An 18930-nucleotide genomic window follows, 5' to 3' on the forward strand; every position below is an offset into this window, starting at 1 on the left:
CAAGACTCTGAAGAAAATGCCAATGAGTTTGGTTTTATTTCAAAAACACACAAACCCTATCCTCAACTTCGATTAGTAAGCCTTATATCTACTGAAACCAGAATGGTATTAGGTGCTGCCTTTGATGGTTGTCACGTAGGAGAGATCACACTCGCACAGCGTTTAGTTCAAGATACACCTGATAACTCCTTAACCCTATTTGACCGTTGTTATTTCTCTGCTGACTTATTAGTCAATTGGCAAAGCTCTGGAGTACAGCGACATTGGCTAACACCCGTAAAGTCAAAAATGCGTTACGAGGTGGTCGAAGAGTTTGCGAATAATGATTTGCTCATTGATATGCCAGTCTCTCCCCAAGCGAGAAAGAAAAACCCCGAGCTTCCCGAAACATGGCGTGCCCGTTTTATTGCTTATCAAGAGCCAAAAGGTGAAATAAAAGGTTTCGTCACCTCATTGGTTGATCCCGTTAAGTATCCGCTGGACAAGCTACTTAATATCTACTGGCAACGCTGGGAAATAGAAGAAGGATACGGTGAACTTAAGCAAACCCAGCTACAAAGCAAGGTGACGTTACGAAGCAAATTTGTTGAAGGTGTTAAGCAAGAATTGTGGGGAGTGCTTATCGCTTATAATCTGGTTCGTTTAGAAATGACAGCGATAGCAAAGGAAGCTAAAGTTGCGCCAACCCGTATCAGTTTTACCGCGGCAATAAGCTTGATAGATACACAATTAAGGTGGCTTGCTTTATCACCAGATGGAAAGCTGCCAGCGAAACTTAAGCAAATGCGAGCCGATATAAAACACTTTATCCTTCCAGATAAAAGAAAGCACCGAACGTATCCACGCTCAGTGCTCTATATACCTAGCCGTTATCCACTTAAATATAAACAGTAATGCTTATCCGAATAGCATTATGTCATTCCGGTGAGGCTTTTAAAGCCGGAATCCAGGTGTTTGTTTTACGCTTTAAGGTATCAACAAACCCAAAATTAAGGGCAACACCTGGATCCCCAATACAAGCATTTGAGGATGACGGGCGAGTACCTAAAACCTAAAATCTACGGCAATACCTGGATCCCTAATAAAAGCGTTTAGGGACGGGGCCTAGAACTTTTTATTTTTATATTGGAGTATTTTTATGTCTCGTAAGTATTTTGGCACCGATGGTGTGCGTGGAAAAGTAGGGACGTTTCCTATTACGCCTGATTTTGCTATGAAGTTAGGTTGGGCTGCGGGCAAAGTATTAGCCTCAACCGGTACCCAAGAAGTCTTGATTGGTAAAGATACTCGTAGTAGCGGTTATATGCTCGAATCAGCTATTGAAGCTGGTTTATCTGCTGCGGGTGTGAACGTAGCATTAATTGGCCCGATGCCAACTCCAGCTGTGGCGTATTTAGCCTCTACATTTCGTGCCGATGCAGGTGTAGTGATTAGTGCATCACATAACCCGTTTTATGATAATGGTATTAAGTTTTTCTCTAATTCGGGTACTAAACTTAATGACGAGCAAGAGCTTGAAATTGAAGCTTTACTCGACCAGGCGTTAAATCATAATGCGATGGAGTGTGTTTCATCTGAATTGTTAGGCAAGGTTCGTCGTATTAATGATGCCGCGGGTCGTTACATTGAGTTTTGCAAAGGCGTATTTGCTAAAGATTTAACCTTAGCAGGCCTTAAAATCGTCGTCGATAGTGCTAACGGTGCGGCGTATCATATTGCGCCCAATGTATATCGTGAGTTAGGTGCTGAGGTGATTAGCATTAATGATAAGCCTAATGGTACCAATATTAACGACCATTGCGGCGCGACCCATTTAGACAGTTTGCAAACAGCGGTTATGGTACATGAAGCTGACTTAGGCATTGCGATGGACGGTGACGCTGACCGGGTGATGTTTGTTGATCACAATGGCCACGTAGTGGACGGCGATCAAATTTTGTATATTTTAGCTAAGTCGGCCAAACAGCAAGGCACAATGACAGGCGGTGTCGTCGGCACATTAATGTCTAACCTTGGTCTTGAGATTGCGTTAAAAGAAATGGATATCCCGTTTAAACGCGCCAAAGTCGGTGACCGTTATGTGGTTGAGCAATTAAAAGCCACAGGCTGGCGCATAGGCGGCGAAGGTTCTGGCCATATTTTACACCTTGACCATGCCTCTACTGGCGATGCTGTTGTGGCATCACTATTAGTATTACAAGCGGTATTACAATCTGGCGAGTCATTAGCTGAGATAGTATCGGGTATGAAAAAGTTACCTCAAGTACTCCTCAATGTTCGGCTAACCGCTAATAACGCTGATGAGATAATAGCATCAGAAGCAGTAAAACAAGCTGTGATAGAAGCCGAAGCTGTTCTAGGTGATAAAGGTCGTGTGTTATTACGAAAATCAGGTACTGAACCACTAATCCGCGTAATGGTTGAATCAACAGATCCTGAAATGTCACAAGCACAAGCAGAACATATAGCAACAGCCGTTAGAGCATAATGTTCAGGTAAGGACCTGAAGATTAGCTTGTTCGCCACTTTCTAAAAAGTGGCGAACCTAATTTATTTAATCGCCATGTCGAGGATTATTAAAGCAGTAAATCTAATACTTACTCGCTACAGTGGAGATAAAATGTCCTAAAAATTGAGTGCAATTATTTAAGATGCGTCATAAGACAGAAAGCCATAATTGCCGTTATTCATCATTAAGTCTCTGTAGAATCTACTTTTAGACAATTTCAGATATTTGGAAGCGCCAGTATAAAAATGAACATTTTAGTCACCGGTGGCGCAGGCTTTATCGGCTCTGCAGTAGTGCGCCATATCATCAATAATACTCAAGATAGTGTTATCAATGTTGATAAGCTGACCTATGCGGGTAATCTTGAATCGTTAGCGGGTATAGCGTCAAGTGACCGATATGTTTTCGAACAAGTCGATATTTGTGATCGTGTTGAATTAGACCGAGTGTTTACACAACACAAACCTGATGCAGTGATGCACTTAGCGGCTGAATCTCACGTTGATCGGTCAATTACCGGAGCATCAGACTTTATTCAAACCAACATTGTTGGTACTTATACCTTGCTAGAAGCGACGAGAGAATATTGGAATACTCTATCGACAGATGGTAAGAAAGCATTTCGTTTTCATCATATCTCGACTGATGAAGTTTATGGGGATTTACCTCACCCAGATGAGGAAGATGACCACCGCTCAAATAAAGAGTTACCTTTATTTACGGAAGGCACTGCTTATGCGCCAAGTAGCCCTTATTCGGCATCCAAAGCTTCAAGTGATCATTTGGTCAGAGCGTGGTTACGCACATACGGTTTACCAACCGTTATCACTAACTGCTCAAACAACTACGGTCCATACCAGTTTCCAGAGAAGTTGATCCCATTAGTTATTATGAATGCGTTAGACGGTAAATTATTGCCCATTTATGGTAAAGGTGATCAAATTCGTGATTGGATCTATGTTGAAGATCATGCTCGAGCACTTTATAAAGTACTCAGGGCTGGCAAAATAGGTGAAACGTATAATATCGGTGGCCACAATGAAAAACGAAATATTGAAGTGGTAAAGACTATTTGCAGTATTTTAGACACCCTAGTGCCTAAAGGCACTTTATACGCAGAGCAAATCACTTATGTGACAGATCGTCCTGGTCATGACCGTCGTTATGCCATTGATGCAAGTAAAATGAGCAATGAACTCAACTGGCAACCACAAGAAACATTTGAGACAGGCTTACGCAAAACCATTGAATGGTATTTAATCAACCCTGCTTGGTGCCAACATGTACAGGATGGTAGCTATCAAAGTGAGTGATAACATCAATTCTCGATAGTATTTTGAGTATTTTGACATGTATAACGTGAGCATTAGAGGGGTTATGAAAGGAATTATTTTAGCGGGCGGTTCTGGGAGTCGTTTATACCCACTTACGCGAAGTGTATCAAAACAGTTATTGCCTGTTTACGATAAACCTATGATCTATTATCCCTTGTCAACATTAATGCTTGCAGGAATAAGCGACATATTGATAATTACCACGCCAGAAGACAGCGAAAATTTCAAACGTTTACTCGGTGATGGTGCTGATTTTGGTATCAAACTAACATATGCAGTGCAACCTTCACCAGATGGACTCGCTCAAGCATTTTTGATCGGTGAAGCATTTATCGGTAAAGACAGTGTCTGTTTAGTGCTGGGTGATAATATTTTCTATGGTCAATCTTTTAGTAAAACACTTAAGAGTGCGGCTAATAAAACACACGGAGCAACCATTTTTGGCTATCAAGTCAAAGATCCCGAAAGATTTGGTGTGGTTGAATTTGATGATGACATGAAAGCTATATCGGTTGAGGAAAAACCTACCAAGCCTAAATCAAATTATGCTGTTACAGGCTTATATTTCTATGATAACAAGGTTGTTGAAATGGCAAAGCAAGTTAAGCCATCACTCCGTGGAGAGTTAGAAATAACAACCCTAAATGAAATGTATTTAAATCAAGGTAATTTGAATGTTGAGTTACTCGGCCGTGGCTTTGCATGGTTAGATACCGGTACCCATGAAAGTTTACACGAGGCCTCTTCTTTTGTGCAGACCATTGAGAATGTGCAAGGGCTAAAAATTGCTTGTTTAGAAGAAATAGCTTGGCGTAATGGTTGGTTAAGCTCAGAGCAACTTACTGAAATAGCGATACCGTTAATAAATAATCATTATGGTCAATATTTAGATCGTTTAATTAACCAGGCTTAAGCATGAGAATATTGGTCACAGGTAAAAATGGCCAAATTGGTAGGTGCTTAGTTGAGCAACTTAGCACTATGCCTGATGTCACCTTGTTGGCATTAGATCGTGACCAGCTTGATATTACAGACTCTATTAACGTCAATAAGATTGTTGCTGAATTCATTCCGAATATCATTATCAATGCTGCTGCCTATACTGCTGTTGATAAAGCCGAAAAAGAGCGCGAATTGGCTTATGCTGTAAATCGTGATGGCCCCTATAACCTTGCCGTTGCCGCGAATAATATCAATGCCATTATTATTCATATTTCGACCGATTATGTTTTTGCTGGTGGCAGTCTTGCAGCTTATGTAGAGACTGATAACACCGAACCTCAAAGTGAGTATGGCCGAAGTAAACTCGCTGGTGAACAAGCCGTTGAACGAGCGTGTTCGCGGCATATTATATTAAGGACCGGGTGGGTATTTGCTGAGCATGGGCATAATTTTGTCAACACTATGCTGCGCCTTAGTAAAACCACAGACACCTTAGATGTTGTAGCTGATCAGTTTGGCGGCCCTACCTATGCGGCTGATATTGCCAACGCTATTATGATTATCACGAAACAGCTGGCTGATGGTAATCAAGCTTATGGGTTATATCATTATTCAGGTTTTCCTTATGTAAGCTGGCATGCTTTTGCTGAAAATATATTCGAACTGGCGTTAGCGCAAGGTGTGTTGAAGCAATCAATTCAAGTTAACCCGATAACAACTCCAGATTACCCAACCCCCGCAAAGCGTCCAGCAAATTCACGATTGAATTGTCATAAAATTAAGCAAGAATTTGGTATCGTTCAAAGTGATTGGCAAGCAGCGTTAGTCAGAATTGACGAGTATTCACGATGAAAGTCATCGCTACAAAAATTCCAGATGTGAAGATAATAGAGCCAACTGTGTTTGGTGATGATCGCGGCTTTTTCATGGAAACCTGGAACCAACAACAATTTGAGCAACTTGTAACAGGTAAACCGACTACTTTTATTCAAGATAATCACTCAAAGTCAAAGAAGGGTGTTTTACGAGGTTTACATTATCAATTAGAGCATATGCAAGGAAAGCTTGTGCGCGTTATTAGTGGTGAAGTGTTTGATGTGAGTGTCGATATTCGTCAAAATTCACCTACTTTTGGTCAATGGGTTGGTGTTTATTTATCTGCAGAAAATAAACGTCAATTATGGATTCCGGAAGGTTTTGCTCATGGTTTTTATGTGACAAGTGAAGCCGCCGAAATTGTTTACAAATGCACTGATTATTATTGCCCAGAATCTGAAGTGAGTATTGCCTGGAATGATCCTGCTATTGGCATTAAATGGCCGTTAGATAAGCCACCTTTATTATCAGATAGAGATGCACATCAAAGCATATTGCTCAAGCACGCTCACTACTTATAAACATATAATTAGTCATTAGCTAATAAGGTTGTTTACGAAAGTCGTACTGGGCCTCATATCCATGTGATGGTTGAGTCGACAGATGTCGATATGTCACAAAACCAAGCAGAGCATAGCTAACGCGTTACAAATGTAGTGAGTAGTTTAAGTTATATTTTACAAGCCAACATTAAAATAAGTATAGGATTATTAGTTGATATCATTTAGTGTAATTTTATTATTCATTAACATTAAACAGCTTAATGCAATCGATAGAACAACATGTAATGGGTCGTTTTTTACTCTTATGCTATCCTGATATGACAGCCAAAGATTTATGTGACAATTTTTCAGATCAACATTTTGATGAAGATACGTTAAAGTGGCTTATTAATCGGCATCGAGTTTGGAATATAGTGGCTAAAAATGTCACAAAACTGGATGCTGATTTTTTTTCGTCTGAATTTTGTCATTGGTTAAAGGTTGCTAATGAAAGGTGCAAGCAAAAGACACTGTTACAACTCAGTGTTCAGACTAAGCTATCATTACAGTTTGATGAGTTAGGTATTAAATATCGTTTTTTTAAAGGTATTGATTTATCACAGCGTTTGTATAGTGATATTAGTGCACGATTTTCTCATGATATTGATTTATTAGTTGATCCCTCAGATGTAATTAAGGCTGAAAATGTTCTTTTATCTTTTGGATATCATCCACTATATGGTTTATTTTCTGATACTGATAAAGCATCATTGCTACTTAAAATTCGAGTGAAAGACAAGTCTTATCAAGGTGTTAACTCACCATTGCTAGAGCTTCATACACGAGTAGGTAATGTTGAAACTGAGTTCACTCATGAAGTAGCTCATATGTTATTAAATGAATCTGAAACCTTAAATACTATTGAGTATTTGTATTTGTGCTTTCATGCAATGCGATCAAGTTGTCATCGTATTAAGTGGCTGGTTGATATTGCTAATTATTATTTAGTTATGGACAAACAAAGTGATTGTTGGCACCAAGATAAATGGCGATTAGCTAAAAAATTTGGTTTAACCAAACATGTTATTGTGATTGAAAGTTTAATGATGACGTGTTTTGGCATACCAACCACATCAAAATCATTTTTCGGAAGTAAACGATACGAAAATTGGATTTTGAAGTCTTGGTCAATACCTTGCCAAGGGAGTGGTGGGTATCTTAGCCTTGTTGTTTGGCCTTTTTATTTGGAAGGGAGCGTGATAAATAAGTTAATTATGCTCAAAGATTATTGCTTTGGTATTAGTCATGCAGACCGAGATTTCATCAATCGATATGCTATACGAGATGGTAAATTAGTTTCATTAATGTTGCCCATAAAAAAACTCACTCGTTTACTGTTTAGAGAAAAAGATTAATGATGCTTGGTATTCGTACGTTGTTAAGGAAATTGTTTTCTTTTTTTAAGAGAGAGCATTTTTTTAAGTTTTTATTTATTCCTGCTTGGTTAATGCTTGGCATCGCCAGGCTTGCTGTATTGCTTGTTAAGTTTACCAATATAGCCCCGTTTTTGGGCTGTTCAGCACCAATAACAAAAATGCCACTACAGCCATGTATTGTGAATGACTCTAATATCAAGCGCATAAGACAAATATCTAGATTGATTTTAACCACCGCACGTTATTGCCCTTGGAAAGCCAATTGTTTTGCTCAAGCTATTGTAGCGAGGTTTTTTCTTGGATGGTTTAGTTTGCCTTATCAAATTTATTTTGGTTTGCGGCGTGATGATGGGCAATTGAAAGCACATGCTTGGGTTGTTAGCGGTGTTGATTATGTTACTGGTGGAAATGGGTTTACCGATCACACCGTTGTCGGATGTTATTGCCACAAAAAAAAGTGCAAAGATAAGGTCAATCATCCATGAGTATCTCTTTGTATAGGCGAATAAAAGCAAAAATTCTCAGACGAAGAGTTCCTTTTCGATATAGTTGGCGTTTTGTCAGTAGTAATGATGCTGTTTCAATACATAAAAAAGTAATGTTTTATACTTTAAAAAACAAACCTATTCTTGGCTTGTTGTTTTTATATTATTTAGTGACTTGGTGTGTGTTTTGGCACTGGCGCTCAATGTATTTGGCGATGAACACCTTTGCAGCTAATACTCGACAAAAAGGTGTTCCAATACCTCAACAAGTTATTCATATTATTAGGGGGGGGATTGGACAGGGCATTTCTGCTTTTGAGTATTATCAATTTGCCCTTTACGAAAGGCCATTATCAACCTGGTGGCTGTATGTGTTTGATTTTCAACTCCCATATTTCCATACCACTTTTCAATCATCTTCTATTAGTCAATCATCGCAACAGTTTATATCAAATAAGGCCGTTTTTGCTGAGCGTTTAGATAAAGCTAAAGGAAAACCGATCGCAACCATAGATTGTGTAAATTTGAATGTTGATTGGCCCATTAATGATTGGTTAGCTCAGTCTAGCCGTTTATTTATCAAACCGCTTTCTGGGTCTAGAAGTATTGGTTGTGTGTCTATTTTTCAAGGTTCGCAATGGACTTGTTGTTATTTAGGTGATGTTTATGAAGGTGAAGAAGGGTTACTAAAGCTAAAATCACTCCTTCCTCATGGTAAATATTTGGTTCAGCCTTTTTTACGTAATCACCCATTATTACAAAAGTTACAAATGACTGACAGTGCTATGACTATACGCATTATTAGCTGCAGTAATGATGGTATATGTGAAGTCATTATGGCGAATTTAGAAATTAGTAATGAGTTAAATCAACGTTTAACTCTATTTGCTATCAATATTGAAAATGGTCAAGTTGAGCTTGATGATGAATTTTTAAAAAGAGCATTTTGTAATACTGAATCTGGCTTCACATTACCTCATTGGCATGGCGTTGTTGAAGCTGTGCAGCAAGCCCATGCCTTATGCCGCGATATCCATACTGTTGGGTGGGATGTTGTCATTGAAGATAATGATGTTGTTCTGCTTGAGGGGAATATCAATTGGGCATTGAATGCTATGCAAATTACACATTCCGAGCCCTTATTAACAATTCTGTCGAAGGCGAGTAATCGCTATAAATAACTACAATAGTTTATAACCCGAGTTGCTGTGATAGTGCCAAGCCATATTCTTTAATTGATTTAAATGATGATAGTTGTGGTAGTTGGAGTGTATAACTGCTGCATTGATTTTGAAGTGTGGTGTTAAGCTTAAAAAAAGCCTCTTGTTGCTTAAGCACATTCATTAAGCGTGGTCTATAGATATGTTGTCGTAATCGTTTAATCGATTCAAATTGATTAATTGAGTTGATACTTGCTTTTTGTCCTACCACTCTTGTCGTTGAAATAAATATGCATTTTGTCAAAGGCTGAGCTTGTTGTGCAAATAATTCTGTTGGAATGTCCCATCCTAACTTGTTCACTCCAGGTGCTGTTGTATAAAGGTTATCAATATTCACTTGCATGTTTAATAATTGCTCTGGTTCAAGCTTAAAGCGTTTATGAGCCGGTTGAACATTGAGTTGGCCTTTAGAATCGTATGAAAGTGCAACTATGTCATCGGTAAATACTGTTTGTTCTGCCAGTAACAATGCGGTTGCAAGAGTGCTTTTACCTGTACCACTGTCGGCGAGTAAAATAATGGCACCTTGTTTACTTGATACGGCAAGACCATGCAATGGTACGTTTCCATTTAAGTGTAATAATGTCCCCATGCCAGAACCTAATATGGCGGTAATTGCGTGAGCCGCGGATAAATTTGGATGAAAGTCATAGTTAATTGCGACATATTTCTCTACGAGCAAAGAGCCAAATAATGGTTGATGTACTAACATGCTTCTACCATCAAATTGTAAGTTTTTATGATTTTCAATTGCGTTAAATAAAGTGCTTGGTAGTTTTTGAGATGAGACAATGATATCGGGTGACTCAGTTATTGTTGGTGCTGGCAAAGTTATGTCGCTTTGTATATTTAATCCATATAGTGTGTAAGTATTGATAGTGCTCACCTAAATTTTCTCCGAAAAAATTATGTTAAATCACTAGGGTATGATAGTTGAAACACTCAAAAATAGAAAACCCTCGTTTAGATATGGATTAATTGATGCAGTCGCAATTACGATTATTGAATGCTTACTTGTTTGACTTATGGAACAAAGAGCCAAAACTATTATCCATTGCGTTGGTATTGTTATTGATAAGTAGTATTACTGAAGGGATAGGAATTTTAATGCTTATTCCTATTGTTAATATGATGACAGAGCAAAATGATGCTATGCCATCATGGATATCGACGATAACCGAAAAGTTGTCTTTATCTTTGCTGTCAGTGTTGGTGATGTTTTTTTTATTACTCTGTATTCGCGCGATTGTGATTTATTTTCGAGAACGGGTGATGCTACAGATCCGTTTGCAAGTTACAGATTCTTTGCGTAAACAATTATTTGAGTCTTTATTGTTTGCAGGTTGGTCATCCCGAAGTCAAACAGCTAATCATCAAGCATTAGAGCAATTAACTCATGGTGTGAATCGTGTCGGTATGACGACATTTTTCATGCTGAAACTGGTGACATTACTCGCTTTATTTTCAGCTTACGCTGTCGTATCGGTTTCTGTTGCTCCAATTGCACTCTTATTAACGTGTGTTTTCGGTCTTTTGTTATTAGTGATTTTTCGGAAAATCTTTACGCTTGCTTTCGAGTTTGGCTCAGGTTTGACAAATAGTAACCAGAAGTTGTACCAGCAAGTGATGGTATTTCTTGAGGGAATGAAATCAGTTAAAGCGTGTGCTCACGAGGCTTATCAACTCGATGCATTTGAAAAAAGCCAACAAGCATTGCGCAGCAACCAACAACGCTACCACAATGCGACAACATTAAGGCAGTTATGTATTCAATCTTTAAGTGCATTAGTGATTTGTGTTTTAGTCTATGTGGGCATACGTTTCTGGCAGTTTGGTTTAACAGAACTTGCTATTTTAGTTGTGATGTTTAGCCGGATGATGCCGATGTTTAATGAATTTCAAAGCAATGTTCAGCAATTATTGCACATGCTACCCGCATTTGCAGATATAACAAAAACGATAAGTGATAACACTAAATCGAGTGAATATTGCAAATATTTACCCATTAACTTTCCTCTCCATAGCCTATCTTTGGATCAGGTTAGCTTTCAGTATTCTGATGTACCAATAATTAATAATTTATCAGTACAATTTCCATTGAATCAAGTCACTTTGCTGACAGGCCCTTCTGGTCAGGGTAAAACGACGCTTATCGATATACTTGCAAGTTTACTTGAGCCAAGCGAAGGCAGATTGTTGTTAGACAATCATCCTTTGTTACCAGAGCAGCGTCTTGCTTGGCGACAACAAATTAGTTACCTCACTCAAGATGCATTTTTATTTAACGGCACAATTAGAGACAACGTGTTGTTTGGTGAGCAAGCCAATGACGATGATATTTGGCACGTATTGAAATTATGTCAGGCTCGTTTTGTTGAACGCTTACCTCAACAATTAGAGAGTGTTGTCGGTGATAGCGGAAATAGTTTATCCGGAGGGGAAAAGCAACGGATCGTTTTAGCCAGAGCATTGTTACGGAAACGACCTTTACTCATTTTAGATGAAGCTACGAATGCGTTAGACAGTAATACAGAATTACACATTTTTGAGTTGTTACAACAATTAAAATGCAGTACAACCATTGTCTTAGTGAGTCACAGTGAGCAAGCGCATCGATTCGCAGATAATGTGATTACAGTAAAATAGCACTAATTTTATTTTTAAGTCCTTCTCGCTTGAAGGTCGGTTCTTGAAGGTTATAAACATTGTCAGAAGTACAACGTGTTAAATAGGGGTTAACTTTTTGTTTGTGGTACGCTATATTTTAAACTGGTTGTATAATATCATAATAAGTAATAACTAATTTGGAGATGACGGATGCAGAACACTCAAAAAGATGCAGTGGTATTGACAACTGTACCAGTGACAAAAGCGACTTGGACTAAACCTGAAATTGAATCGCTTGACTTAGGATTTACAGATGGTAAGCCCAGCAATAGTCCTTTTGAATCTTTTGTTACGACAGGCCCTTCTTAACTGATGACAATCAAATATGTTCAGAAAACCTCATTAAACTGCGCCCCAATGGGCGATGAGTTAGTGATGATGGATGCATCTCAAGGTCAATACTTTGGATTGAATGCGATTGCGAATGTGATTTGGAAATTACTGGCCACACCTAAAAGTGTTGATGAATTGGTAGTCCTACTCATTCAACAATTTGAGGTCTCAGAGCTTCAATGTCGCCAAGAAACGGAGCTGCTTATTCAACAACTCCTCGATAAACAATTTATTTTATTCGAAACAGCAGCCTGATAACGCTGCTGTTTTCATTTGGTTTTTATTTGTGAATTATTTCCTATTTAACCTTGCTGTTAAGAGTGACATCTGCCTTCCGAATGCTCCCTATACTGATCTTAGTGATGCTGTCCCTGACGTTAGCATCACACGAATTGATAAGTTAGATATTAATGTCGCTTCGATGAAACAAGTCGCTGTTTACTGTTGGTGTTTGCCAACCTCTTTTTTAATCCATATTCCTAACCTTGCTCTATGTCATGTTTATGATGGTAAACATATAGATATTGAATATGATGACTGTGTAGATATGGGGCTTTTAACGGCCTATATAGAAGGCTATTTATTTGCGATTCTTTTGCAGCAACGCGGTCATCTAGTGTTGCATGGCACTGTATTGAAAAAAAATGAACAAGCCATTGCCATTTGCGGTGTGAGTGGTGCAGGTAAATCGACACTTGCGTTAGCCCTCATTCAGCAAGGTTGGAGCTTAGTATCTGACGATGTGTGTGCTTTTGATAAAAATGGTAACTTGCTAGCGGGTTGTACTGATATTAAAGTTTGGCCTGATATTGTTGAAACGCTAGCATTAGGCGAACAACCCTGTTTCAGTCCGCAGCTCGAAAAACGTCAAATTACAATGGAACCTCAACTTCCGCTGCTTGTAAACTCTGTTCAACCATTGAGGTTAGCTGCGTTGTATTGCATAGAGCCTGAGTCAATGTCGATAAGTATTTCTGAATTTGTGGGGATGAGAAAGTTTGCACCGCTCAGAGCCAATTGCTACAGAGAGCAATTTTTACAGGCAATGGAAACCGAACTGTTGTTTATGAATCACTGTAGTGCTTTCTTTAGGGATCGACCGGTTTATAAATTGCAGAGAGATAAGCATAAGCTGAGCTATGAAGGCCTAAATCAATTAGTCAATTTAGTTACAGATAGCTTACCGATACAGGCTATTGGTTAATGACTTCAGGTATCTTTTGGTTAGCTTCATACCCTAAATCGGGTAATACTTGGCTGAGAAGTTATATATTCGCATTAAAATCTAATGTTCAAAACAACAGCAATGAACTCGATATTAATCAATTATCAACGGGGTCAATTGCCAGTAGCCGAGCTTGGTTAGCGGCAGGTTCAGGGTTAGAGTTAAATTTACATCCAACAAGTGAGCTAGAATCGTATCGGACAGAGACATACCGTTACCTTCATAACAATCTTTCTATAATTGCCTATCACAAGATCCATGATGCGAATATTAATATGTTAACAGGGGCATTACTTTGCCCTGATGATGCTTGTTTAGGTGCTTTATATGTTGTGCGTAATCCATTCGATGTTGCTATTTCTTTTGCTAATCATCTTGGGTTTTCTATCGACAAGAGTATTGAACTCATGGCGAAGACAGATTACTCATTAGCTAAAAAACAACATAAGTTAACTTCGCAAGTAAAGCAATATATGGGAAGTTGGGGGGAACATGTTAATTCGTGGTTAGACTCTGAATTACCTCTGCTTTGGGTACGTTATGAAGACATGCAGCAAGATGCGTTACACTGCTTTACTACGATCAGCGAATTTTTGCATTTACCCATGGATGAAGCCTCTGTATTGAAAGCACTTGAATTGTGCCATTTTGACAAATTAAGTGCCCAAGAAAAACAGTATGGATTTGTTGAAAAGCCTATTAAGTCAAAAGCCTTTTTCCGTAAAGGTAAAGTGGGTGATTGGACTGAGGTGTTAACACCCCAACAAGTTGACCAAATTATCAATGATCATTATGAGGCAATGCTGCGGCTGGGTTACATTGATACTAATCGTGAATTAACTGCGTTATGTTTTCCGTAAAGGATTTAAGTACAATACTATGAGTACTATTCATGCTGTAGTAGATTGGCAAACAGGCTTTGATGAGCATATACTTAATCGTATGCTGAGTGGCAGTCATTACTGGAAACCTGATTTAGAGCGTCATCGATATCTGGACGGTTTTCCAAGTGTTGGGCTCGCAAAAGCGAGTTTATTCAACCGACCTTTGTCTGAAATAGATAGTATTATTGTCAATCAGACTGAATCGGTATATTTAGTTTCAAATGCACATCTTGATAATCGTCAGCAACTTGCAACTGAGCTAGGTATTGATGTTAATGCTTTGTGCGATGGTGATATTATCATGAGCGCTTATGAACATTGGGGAGTTGATACCGCATCACACTTGCTTGGTGACTTTGTTTTTATTATATGGGATAAAAACAAAAAAGAGCTCTACTGCGCGCGCGATCATTTTGGTGTTAAGTCATTATTTTACGTTATTCAAAACAGCCGAGTTATTCTCTCAAATGAACATCAATCTTTATTGGTTGATGGACTATTTATTGAAAAAAATATCAAGCAAGACTGGTTGGAATCACAATTTTTACCGCTAACTGGCAATGAGTTTTTATCACCTTTTGATTCAATAGTAACCTTACCCGCTGGCCATCAAATGATTGTCAATTGTGAGCAACATGATGTGTCACCTTATTGGTCTCTTGAAAGTAAGCCTTTACCTGCACTAAGTGATAAAGAATATCTGTGTCATTTAAAAAAGCTGCTTACTATTGCCGTTGAGCGCCGACTCGTTTCAAATTACCCTTTAGCTGCTGAGTTAAGTGAGGGCTTAGATTCAAATGCGGTGGTGGGGTATGCCAGTGAACTACTTAACCCGAAAGCTCTTTTTACCATGTCTTTTGATGGCGTTGAATTAAATGAACAAAATGAAAAGGCGTGGCGACCTGTTTATCAAGAGATTTTTGATGCAATGACACTATGGCCTAATGTTAAACCGTTATGGTCAACAAGTTGTGATCCTATTCAAAAGTCAGGTGCTCACAGTGAACACTTTGGGGGGCCTTCATCAATGTCTTCTTGGTTTGACTCTCGATGCGTTCTTGCTAGCGAGCAAGGTTGTAGAACGATTTTGTCTGGTTGGGGCGGTGATCACTGTGTAAGTGGATATGGTGATGAATACGTTTACGAATTATTCTCCCAAGCCAAATTACTGACTTTATATCAATATTTGATTGCTAGACGGAAGCGAGGAAGAGGTGGTCATCCTTTGAAGTCTTTGATTCTCATCACGTTAGAAATGTTGTTTCCGAAGTTGTACAAGCATGTGACTAAAAAGCGTAATAATCTTATTACGCATTTAAATTCTTTAGTATTTAATTCAATATTAAAAGATCATGCCATTCCCAATGTAACCCTATTAATGGATAGGGTTCGTCGTACATACCAAAGACGTACAGTTAAAGAAAGAGATTTTAGTGAATTAATACATGTAGGTGTGCAGAGTCGTATTACATCCACTGAAATTTGTGCGCGTCGTTATCGCTGTGAGTTCCGATATCCATTACTAGATAAAGAGCTAATTGAATTTGCTTACAATTTACCAAGTCATTTAAAAAGCAAAAATGGTGTTGAACGTTTTATGTTTAGGGAGTTATTGAAAGGTAAAACGACCGAACGCATTCGATTAAGGGCAAAAGCTGATGTGCTTGTTCCGGATCATCCTGTATCTATTAAGCAGGAAGCTGAACAATATTTTAAAGAAGTAGATAAGCACTGGACTTCAGAATTTGATAACATTTTTAAACGTGAACGTGTGATTGAACTATGTAAAACCCATCCTCATGTTGCGATCCGTTATTTGCAAACGATTAAATCATTGCAAGAACACTTCGTTCAAGGAAATATACATCTTTAAAATAGAGACAGACAAGTACATGGGGGTTATTTATTTTTATGAAATGTAGATAACCAGTTCTAAAGCTAAACTAGGGGCTGTTGATCTTTTACATTGGCAGTCAAATTATCGAGAAAGCTAGAGCCAGCAGGCATTCAAAATTAATTTTCAAATTTGTCATAACGAGTTGTTATAACTCTAAAATACTTGAGCCGAGCAAAAGTATTTTCAACTAAATGCCGATATTTGTATAAACACCAATCGATATCGGCATTTCCTTACCCTGTAACAGATTCTGTGTAACTACCTAATTTATATATAATCTGAAATTCGTTCTTCAAATTCAATAATAAAGTGATTTAGTGCTAGTTTCCAGTTTCCTGTTTCTAATCTGCATTGTCCATTTCTTCGACGCTTGCATAACCCCCTGTGTCAGGATAGTTGATGTCTCTGCCAATCATTAACTGGGTCATTAATTCTGCTAATGAACCTCTAGCAATATACATAAACTGAATTTGTTCTTTGTTACTTTGCCTTTCAATACCCTCTGCAATATTTGATGGAACAGATAAGCCTGAACGTGTTATCTGATCTTTATATCCCCAATCTCGAAGATCTTTGGTCTGATGATAAATAGCACAAGATAGTTGATAACTCAGTTGCCAAACCTCTAAATTTTTAATTTTCATTTTATCCTCCTTTTATTCCCGACCGCAACCACTATTTATCACTTGTCATCGATTGTTATCGTTCTTCATCGCTAGTCAACTCTCTTTTTTCTGCTCGCTACCGTTTTTAATCGCTTTTTATCACTCTTTACCTCTTTTTTGCCCGTCACCGCTTGTTATCGTCCTTCACCGCCCGTTACCGCTTGCCATCTATCTTTATCACTCCTTACCGATAACGATTTCTGCCTCTGGCAGTAATTTTTGATATTCCTTTGCTAGTGCTTGTTTGGCTTCGTTGTCGCCGTGGACGATTCTGATGTGGCTGGGTTTGTGGTGCATGCGTTTGACGAAGTTGATGAGGTTGTGTTGGTCGGCGTGGGCAGAGTAACCGCTGATGGTGTGGATGGCGGCTTTGATATCAACTTTTTCTTCGTTGATGTAAACGTATCCGCCTTGTGGGCCGTAGGTTTGTATGTCGCGGCCGGTAGTGCCTCTGGCTTGATAGCCTACAAACAGTACGTCTGTAGTGGGTTTTGACAAAAAGCGGGCGAGGTAGTTGCTTATTCGCCCGCCGGTGCACATGCCGGATGCGGCGATGATGATGGCGGGCTTATTAACTGAGTCTAAATAATTGATTACGGCGAGGTGGTCTTGGTGGCTGTCTATGGTGATGAGTTGGTTAAAGTCGAGTGGGTGGCGTCCCTGGGCAAGTTTACCTTTGGCTTCGTTGTCCCAGAGTGTTTTGAACTGACGATATTTCTCGGTGAAGTTAGCTGCCATGGGGGAGTCGACGATAATGTCGATGTTTTGCCATACCGGGTTATGTTTATTACGATGAATGATGTGTTCGAATTCGTATAATAGCTCTTGGGTTCTGCCGATGCTAAATGCTGGAATGAGTACCACGCCGTTATCTTTTACGGCGCTTTCGATGATGTTTTTGAGTTGCTTGCTGCGTTCTTTACGACCTTGATGGTTTTTATCGCCGTAGGTGGATTCAATGACTAAGGTATCTGCTCTATACGGGCTTTTTGGGCTCGCAAGTAACGGCGCGTAGGTTGCGCCTAAGTCACCAGAAAATACCACGCGGTGATTTGCGTTGCTGGTTTTGGCATTCGTTTTAGGGCCGCTTAAGTCTATTTCGACATAGGCTGAGCCGAGTATGTGGCCGGCAGGTTTAAATTTAAGTTTCGCGCTGGTATACGTCGCTGTTGTCTGTTCAGTTTCGATTGAAGCGCTATTTGAATTTGTTGTCGTTGTTGCCGGAGGGTTGATTGGTAGCGTTATCCACTGGCCATAATCTACAGCTACAAGCAGTTTGTTGAGTCTATTAACGCAAGCTTGAATGAGTTTTTTATCGCGAGTGACACCGACTTTTAAGGCATCTTCTATTACCAGTGGTAATAGTGCCGCTGTGGCTGTTGTGGCATATATTGGTTGGTTAAATCCTGCTGCCAACAAGTAGGGAATTCGCCCAACATGGTCGATGTGGCAATGGGTAATAATAAGCGCTTTGATATTACTAATGTCAAAGGTGATTTGTAGCTGTTCTGCTGAACTTTTTCCGGCGGTTTCTGCCCCTTGAAATAAGCCGCAATCGATAAGATAACTGCTGATATTATTGCCGTTTCCGTGGTTATGACTGTTATTATTGTCGTTATTCACATCTAGTTGATGACATGATCCAGTGACGCCGTTAACCGCTCCATGGTGAATGATTTGCATGTTAGTCCTTTAATTGTATTCAGTACGGTTAGTTAACTTAGCAGTGGTTGTGAGATTTTGCGAGGTTCTAGGCCGCTACGCGGATAGTGCGCTGCGCTTCTAGGGCGGACTTCGTCCTGCTAAGGACAGCTTTGCTGCTGAGAAAATAGATAGCGAGCGGTAACAGGCGAATAAGCGGTGCGAGCGAAGAAAGCGGTAATAAGCGGTAGCGGGCGAGGAAATAGATAACAAGCGGGAACAAGCGGTAATAAACGAACTAGATTTTAGTGCGCTGCGCTTCTAGGGTGGACTG

The 18930-nt window shown here is 39.2% G+C and carries 18 protein-coding genes and 1 pseudogene; 15 read left to right on the forward strand and 4 right to left on the reverse strand.

The features are described from left to right. The 9 genes from AAEY98_RS20940 to AAEY98_RS20980 all read left to right on the forward strand — a co-directional run. On the forward strand, nucleotides 1–894 hold an 894-nt coding region (locus AAEY98_RS20940; RefSeq protein WP_351019409.1), incomplete at its 5' end, for an IS4 family transposase. Nucleotides 895–1138: 244 nt separating this feature from the next. Beyond that, nucleotides 1139–2488, forward strand: coding sequence for a phosphoglucosamine mutase (glmM, locus tag AAEY98_RS20945; protein WP_351019412.1), 1350 nt, complete (start codon nucleotides 1139–1141; stop codon nucleotides 2486–2488). A gap of 266 nt (nucleotides 2489–2754) precedes the next feature. Beyond that, entirely contained in the window at nucleotides 2755–3822 is a 1068-nt protein-coding gene (gene rfbB, locus AAEY98_RS20950) for a dTDP-glucose 4,6-dehydratase (RefSeq protein ID WP_351019415.1), read from the forward strand. 64 nt (nucleotides 3823–3886) lie between these two features. Beyond that, nucleotides 3887–4756 (forward strand): glucose-1-phosphate thymidylyltransferase RfbA, encoded by an 870-nt coding sequence (gene rfbA, locus AAEY98_RS20955; protein WP_351019419.1) that lies wholly within the window; start codon nucleotides 3887–3889, stop codon nucleotides 4754–4756. Nucleotides 4757–4758: 2 nt separating this feature from the next. Continuing rightward, on the forward strand, nucleotides 4759–5637 hold the full coding sequence (gene rfbD / locus AAEY98_RS20960; protein WP_351019422.1) for a dTDP-4-dehydrorhamnose reductase: 879 nt from the start codon (nucleotides 4759–4761) through the stop codon (nucleotides 5635–5637). Next, nucleotides 5634–6182, forward strand: a complete 549-nt coding sequence (gene rfbC, locus AAEY98_RS20965) for a dTDP-4-dehydrorhamnose 3,5-epimerase (RefSeq protein ID WP_351019425.1) — start codon at nucleotides 5634–5636, stop codon at nucleotides 6180–6182. Before rfbD ends, rfbC begins: the two co-directional genes overlap by 4 nt. Before the next feature lie 266 nt (nucleotides 6183–6448). After that, nucleotides 6449–7558, forward strand: a complete 1110-nt coding sequence (locus AAEY98_RS20970) for a nucleotidyltransferase family protein (protein WP_351019428.1) — start codon at nucleotides 6449–6451, stop codon at nucleotides 7556–7558. Next, complete coding sequence (locus tag AAEY98_RS20975) at nucleotides 7558–8064, forward strand: lasso peptide biosynthesis B2 protein (protein WP_351019431.1); 507 nt, start codon at nucleotides 7558–7560, stop codon at nucleotides 8062–8064. Before AAEY98_RS20970 ends, AAEY98_RS20975 begins: the two co-directional genes overlap by 1 nt. Before the next feature lie 113 nt (nucleotides 8065–8177). Then, on the forward strand, nucleotides 8178–9245 hold the full coding sequence (locus tag AAEY98_RS20980) for a sugar-transfer associated ATP-grasp domain-containing protein (RefSeq protein WP_351019434.1): 1068 nt from the start codon (nucleotides 8178–8180) through the stop codon (nucleotides 9243–9245). Between the two features lie 10 nt (nucleotides 9246–9255). Here the strand turns inward: AAEY98_RS20980 and AAEY98_RS20985 are convergent, their stop codons facing one another. Beyond that, a complete protein-coding gene (locus tag AAEY98_RS20985) occupies nucleotides 9256–9996 on the reverse strand; it encodes a phosphoenolpyruvate carboxykinase (ATP) (RefSeq protein WP_351019437.1) in 741 nt (246 codons plus the stop codon). 269 nt (nucleotides 9997–10265) lie between these two features. Here AAEY98_RS20985 and AAEY98_RS20990 point away from each other — a divergent pair, with 269 nt between their 5' ends. The 6 genes from AAEY98_RS20990 (at nucleotide 10266) to AAEY98_RS21015 (ending at nucleotide 16266) form a co-directional block, all read left to right on the forward strand. Next, entirely contained in the window at nucleotides 10266–11930 is a 1665-nt protein-coding gene (locus AAEY98_RS20990) for an ABC transporter ATP-binding protein (protein ID WP_351019440.1), read from the forward strand. Between the two features lie 171 nt (nucleotides 11931–12101). Beyond that, entirely contained in the window at nucleotides 12102–12260 is a 159-nt protein-coding gene (locus AAEY98_RS20995; RefSeq protein ID WP_351019443.1) for a hypothetical protein, read from the forward strand. Between the two features lie 3 nt (nucleotides 12261–12263). Continuing rightward, nucleotides 12264–12539 (forward strand): PqqD family protein, encoded by a 276-nt coding sequence (locus AAEY98_RS21000; protein ID WP_351019446.1) that lies wholly within the window; start codon nucleotides 12264–12266, stop codon nucleotides 12537–12539. A 31-nt stretch (nucleotides 12540–12570) separates the two neighbouring features. Beyond that, complete coding sequence (locus AAEY98_RS21005; RefSeq protein ID WP_351019449.1) at nucleotides 12571–13488, forward strand: HPr kinase/phosphorylase; 918 nt, start codon at nucleotides 12571–12573, stop codon at nucleotides 13486–13488. Beyond that, nucleotides 13488–14369, forward strand: coding sequence for a sulfotransferase domain-containing protein (locus AAEY98_RS21010; RefSeq protein ID WP_351019452.1), 882 nt, complete (start codon nucleotides 13488–13490; stop codon nucleotides 14367–14369). Before AAEY98_RS21005 ends, AAEY98_RS21010 begins: the two co-directional genes overlap by 1 nt. A 187-nt stretch (nucleotides 14370–14556) precedes the next feature. Continuing rightward, nucleotides 14557–16266: an asparagine synthase-related protein gene (locus AAEY98_RS21015; protein ID WP_351019455.1), complete on the forward strand. Its 1710-nt coding sequence runs from the start codon at nucleotides 14557–14559 to the stop codon at nucleotides 16264–16266. A 100-nt stretch (nucleotides 16267–16366) separates the two neighbouring features. On the opposite strand, the pseudogene AAEY98_RS21020 reads toward AAEY98_RS21015, so the two are convergent. From AAEY98_RS21020 to AAEY98_RS21030, 3 genes and pseudogenes are all read right to left on the reverse strand, one after another. Then, nucleotides 16367–16523, reverse strand: a pseudogene (locus tag AAEY98_RS21020) (IS5/IS1182 family transposase); the annotation flags it as partial. A 108-nt stretch (nucleotides 16524–16631) separates the two neighbouring features. Next, nucleotides 16632–16934 (reverse strand): four helix bundle protein, encoded by a 303-nt coding sequence (locus AAEY98_RS21025; RefSeq protein WP_351019458.1) that lies wholly within the window; start codon nucleotides 16932–16934, stop codon nucleotides 16632–16634. Nucleotides 16935–17132: 198 nt separating this feature from the next. Then, nucleotides 17133–18638, reverse strand: coding sequence for an MBL fold metallo-hydrolase RNA specificity domain-containing protein (locus tag AAEY98_RS21030; RefSeq protein ID WP_351019461.1), 1506 nt, complete (start codon nucleotides 18636–18638; stop codon nucleotides 17133–17135). Nucleotides 18639–18930: the final 292 nt, after the last annotated feature.

The organism is Shewanella sp. AC91-MNA-CIBAN-0169, from assembly GCF_040310165.1.
Taxonomy (GTDB): Bacteria; Pseudomonadota; Gammaproteobacteria; order Enterobacterales; family Shewanellaceae; genus Shewanella.